The following is a 4,226-nucleotide window of genomic DNA, read 5'->3' as shown; positions in this document are numbered from 1 at the left end:
CGAGTAGTCCACCCCGTTCACAGCCTTCACCACACCATCACGGGTGTGGAACTCCACATGGAGATCCCGTACGTCCAGCAGGGGCGGGTCCTGGGACGGGTTCCGGTGCTCGTCTGACCGGTCCACGGTTGTCGCCTCCCTCAGCGCAGCTTGGGGTCGAGGGCGTCGCGCACCGCGTCGCCGAGCATGATGAACGCCAGCACGGTGATGCTGAGCGCGGCGGCCGGATAGAGCAGGATGTGCGGGGCGTTGCGGAACTGCATGCCCTGGGAGGCGTTGGAGATGTCCACGCCCCAGGAGACGGTGGGCGGTCTGAGGCCGACCCCGAGGAAGCTCAGGGTCGCCTCCAGCGCGATGTAGGTGCCCAGTGCGATGGTGGCGACGACGATGACCGGTGCGATGGCGTTGGGCATGATGTGCCGCAGCAGCATCCGCGGTCCGCTCGCGCCGAGCGCCCGTGCCGCCTGCACGTAGTCGTTCTGCTTGGCGGTGATCACCGCGCCGCGGGTGATGCGGGCGATCTGCGGCCAGGCCAGCAGCGTGATGACGCCGACGACCGGCCACACGCCCTCCACCGTGATCATGGCGAGGAAGACGAGCGCGCCGAGGATCAGCGGGATGCCGAAGAAGATGTCCGTCACCCGTGAAAGCAGCGCGTCCCAGGCGCCGCCGAAGAACCCGGCGAGGCCGCCGAAGACGGTCCCCAGCAGCGCGACCCCGAGCGTGGCGCACACGCCGACCGTGACGGACGCCCGGGCGCCGTGGACGGTGCGGGTGTAGACGTCGCAGCCCTGGGTGTCGAAGCCGAACCAGTACCCGGGGGCGGGACCGGCCAGGGAGCGGCCGAGCCGGCAGTCCAGGGGGTCGCGGGTGGCGATCAGACCTGGCCAGATCGAGATGGCCACCAGGAACAGGATCAGCAGGGCGGAGACGATGAAGACGGGCCGCCGGCGCAGGTCGTGCCAGGCGTCGGACCACAGGCCGCGGGCCGGCCCCTCGGCGGCGGACCCGTCGGGGCCGGGGCCGCCCTCCAGGGACTCGCCCTCGGCGGTGGCGAGGTCGATCGCGCCGCCGGCGCCGCCGATGGCGCGGGAGGAGTCGGCGGCGCCCGGGGTGTGGTCGGAGAACGACTCAGGCATAGCGGATCCTCGGGTCGAGCACGGCGTAGAGCAGGTCCACGAGCAGGTTGGCGAGCAGGAAGACCAGGACGAGGATGGTCACGAAGCCGACCACGGTCGGTGAGTTCTGCCGCAGTACGCCCTGGAACAGCTGGTAGCCGACGCCCTGGATGTTGAAGATCCGCTCGGTGACCAGCGCGCCGGCCATCAGGTTGCCGACGTCGGTGCCCAGGTAGGTCACGACGGGGATCAGCGAGTTCCGCAGCAGGTGCCGGGTGGTGACGCGGCGCCGCGGCAGCCCCTTGGCGACGGCGGTGCGCACGTAGTCGGCGCGCACGTTCTCCGCGACCGAGGTCCGGGTCAGCCGGGTGACGTAGGCGAGCGAGACCAGGGCGAGGATCAGCCCGGGCAGCAGGAGTTCACGGAAGGGCGCCTCGGGGCTGACGGCGGGGCTGACCCAGCCCAGCTTCACGCCGAACAGGAACTGGGCGAGCACACCGGTGACGAAGGTGGGGATGGCGATGACGACCAGGCTCAGCAGCAGCACGCTGGAGTCGATGCCGCCGCCCTTGCGCAGCCCGGAGACCACACCGAGGGTGATGCCGAGCAGGATCTCGAAGCCGACGGCGACCAGCATCAGCCGGAAGGAGATGGGCAGTGCGTTGGCCAGCAGCTCAACGACCGGCTGGCCGTTGAAGGCGGTGCCGAAGTCACCGGTGAAGATCTTGCCCATGTAGAGCAGGTACTGCTGCCACAGCGGCTTGTCGAGGTTGAACTCGGCCCGCAGCTGCGCGGCGGTCGCGGGGTCGGGGGTGCGGTCGCCGAAGAGCGCGGCGACGGGGTCACCGAGGGCGTGGACCATGACGAAGATGAGCAGGGTGGTGCCGATGAACACCGGGATCATCTGGAGCAGGCGTCTGGCGACGTAGTGACCCACTGCTGCCTCCTTGGGTGACAAAGCGGGAGCGGGCCGGGCGCCGCGTGCGGTGCGGCGCCCGGCCGGGGGTCACTTGACCTCGATGTCGGTGTACACCGGCACGGAGAACGGGTTGAGCGTGACGTTGTCCACGCGGTCCGAGTAGCCGGCGCTGCCGTTCTGGTACCACAGCGGCAGTGCGGGCAGGTCCTCGAACAGCACCTCCTGCGCCTGCTGGAACTTCTCGATCGCCTCCGACTCCTCGTCCGCGGCGTTCGCCTCGTCGACCAGGCGGTCGAACCGGGGGCTGCTGTAGCCGGTGTCGTTGGAGGAGGCGTCGGTGTAGTACAGCGGCTGGAGGAAGTTCTGGATCAGCGGGTAGTCCATCTGCCAGCCGGCCCGGAACATGCCGCGCATCTGGTCGCCGGTGATGCGCTTGCGGTACTCCGCGAAGGTGCTGACCGGGTCGACCGTGCAGGCCCGGTTGCTGCCCATCACGTTGTTGATGCTGTTGCAGACGGCGTCCATCCACTGCCGGTGCGAGCCGGTGTCCACATTGGAGCTGAGCGTGATGCGCCCGCCCGGCAGGCCGCCGCCGTCCTCGATCAGCTTCTTGGCCTCCTCGGGGTCGTACTCGCAGGCGTCACCGCACAGGCCCTCCTTGTAACCGCCCGCCTCACCGAGCACCGGGGAGGTGAGGTCGGTGGCGGGGGTGCGGGTGTCCGCGAAGATCTTGTCGGTGATCTCCTCGCGGTTGATGGCCATGGAGATGCCGCGCCGGACCTTCGCCGCGTCGGCGCCCTTCCAGTCGTCCTGGTAGAGCGGGAACGACAGGGTCTGGATGATGCCGGCCGGCTGGTTGATGTAGCGGCCGTCGAGGTCGCGTTCGGCGTTGCGCACCTGGGAGGCGGGCACGTCGTCGATGACGTCGAGGTTGCCGGCCTGGAGGTCGGTGTAGGCGGTGTTGTTGTCGGTGTAGACCTTCAGCTCCACGCCCTCGTTGTTCGCCTTGTCCTCACCCGCGTAGTCGTCGTACCGGACGAGCTTCATCGACTGGCCGCGGGTGTAGGAGTCCACCTGGTACGGGCCGTTGCCGACCGGCTTGCGCAGCCAGGCGTCGTGGTCGTCGAAGAACACCTTGGGCAGCGGCGCGTAGGCGTTGTAGCCGAGCGTCTCCGGCCAGAGCGAGAACTTCTCGGTGAGCGCGACGGTGAAGGTGAGGTCGTCGACGACCTTGAGCCCCGACATGGTCTCGGCCGTGGGGTCGGCGTCCTCCTCTGCCGGGTGGACCTCGTCGTAGCCCTCGATGAACTGGAAGAAGTACGAGTTGACCTGGTTGTTGGTCAGCAGCGCACCGTAGTTCCAGGCGTCCACGAAGGACTCCGCGGTCACCGGGGTGCCGTCGTTGAAGGTCCAGCCCTCCTTCAGCGTGACGGTGAAGTTCTGCTGGTCGTCGGTCTCGATGGACTCGGCCATGGCGTCCTCGGCCGCGCCCGTCTCCGGGTTGTAGCGCTTGAGGCCGCGGAAGGCCATGTCGAGGACCTTGCCGCCCTGCACCTCGTTGGTGTTGGCCGGCTCCAGCGGGTTCTGCGGGTCACCCCATGAGGCGCGGACCACCCCGGAACCACCGCCGCTGTCGTTGCCGCCGCCGCATCCTCCGGCGACCAGGGCGATGGCCGTCGCCGATGCGACGGCCCAGGTGACACGCGTGGCTCCGCGCATGAGGTGCCTCCTTGGGGCCAAAAGATCACTTTGACCCCATAAGAACCTCTTTATGCGCACACTGCACGCACCGGGCACCCGTCCGCGCGGTTCGGTGCCCAGAACCCCCCGGATGCCGGACGCGGGACGGCCCGGACCCTCGCGGGGCCCGGGCCGTCCCGGTGGTGGCGCCGGCCGTCCGTCAGACGTGGAGGACGTCGCGCTCCTCGGCGAAGTGGCAGGCCGAGTCGTGCGCCGCGCCGCCCTCGGCGTCCGCGAAGCGCTGCGGGACGGCCAGCACCGGCACCTCCTCGGCGCACTTGTCCTGCGCCTTCCAGCAGCGGGTGCGGAAGCGGCAGCCCGACGGCGGGTTGGCCGGCGAGGGCACGTCGCCGCTGAGCAGGATGCGTTCGCGCTGCTCCCGGTTCTCCGGGTCGGGCACCGGTACCGCGGAGAGCAGTGCCTGCGTGTAGGGGTGCGTGGGGTGGTCG

4 protein-coding genes and 1 pseudogene are annotated in these 4,226 nt (G+C 69.6%); all 5 read right to left on the bottom strand.

Annotation, left to right across the window (positions count from 1 at the left end; all coding sequences use genetic code 11):
• Window positions 1-144, bottom strand: a pseudogene (locus tag QNO07_RS27410) (methionine ABC transporter ATP-binding protein); the annotation flags it as partial.
• Entirely contained in the window at window positions 141-1,139 is a 999-nt protein-coding gene (locus QNO07_RS27405) for an ABC transporter permease (protein WP_283995241.1), read from the bottom strand. The pseudogene QNO07_RS27410 and the gene QNO07_RS27405, both read right to left, overlap by 4 nt.
• Window positions 1,132-2,055, bottom strand: coding sequence for an ABC transporter permease (locus QNO07_RS27400; protein WP_283995240.1), 924 nt, complete (start codon window positions 2,053-2,055; stop codon window positions 1,132-1,134). The genes QNO07_RS27405 and QNO07_RS27400 overlap by 8 nt, the downstream gene beginning before the upstream one ends.
• A 69-nt stretch (window positions 2,056-2,124) precedes the next feature.
• Window positions 2,125-3,756, bottom strand: coding sequence for a peptide ABC transporter substrate-binding protein (locus tag QNO07_RS27395; protein WP_283995238.1), 1,632 nt, complete (start codon window positions 3,754-3,756; stop codon window positions 2,125-2,127).
• A gap of 181 nt (window positions 3,757-3,937) precedes the next feature.
• A partial coding sequence (locus QNO07_RS27390; RefSeq protein ID WP_349636882.1) for an oligopeptide/dipeptide ABC transporter ATP-binding protein occupies window positions 3,938-4,226 on the bottom strand: 289 nt, incomplete at its 5' end.

Source organism: Streptomyces sp. 549 (genome assembly GCF_030124175.1).
GTDB lineage: Bacteria > Actinomycetota > Actinomycetes > Streptomycetales > Streptomycetaceae > Streptomyces.
This window is presented reverse-complemented; position numbering and strand designations above follow the sequence as displayed.

Coding starts and splice junctions, on each gene's coding strand:
- QNO07_RS27405 (WP_283995241.1), bottom strand. CDS start 1,139: ATGCCTGAGTCGTTCTCCGACCACACCCCGGGCGCCGCCGACTCCTCC.
- QNO07_RS27395 (WP_283995238.1), bottom strand. CDS start 3,756: ATGCGCGGAGCCACGCGTGTCACCTGGGCCGTCGCATCGGCGACGGCC.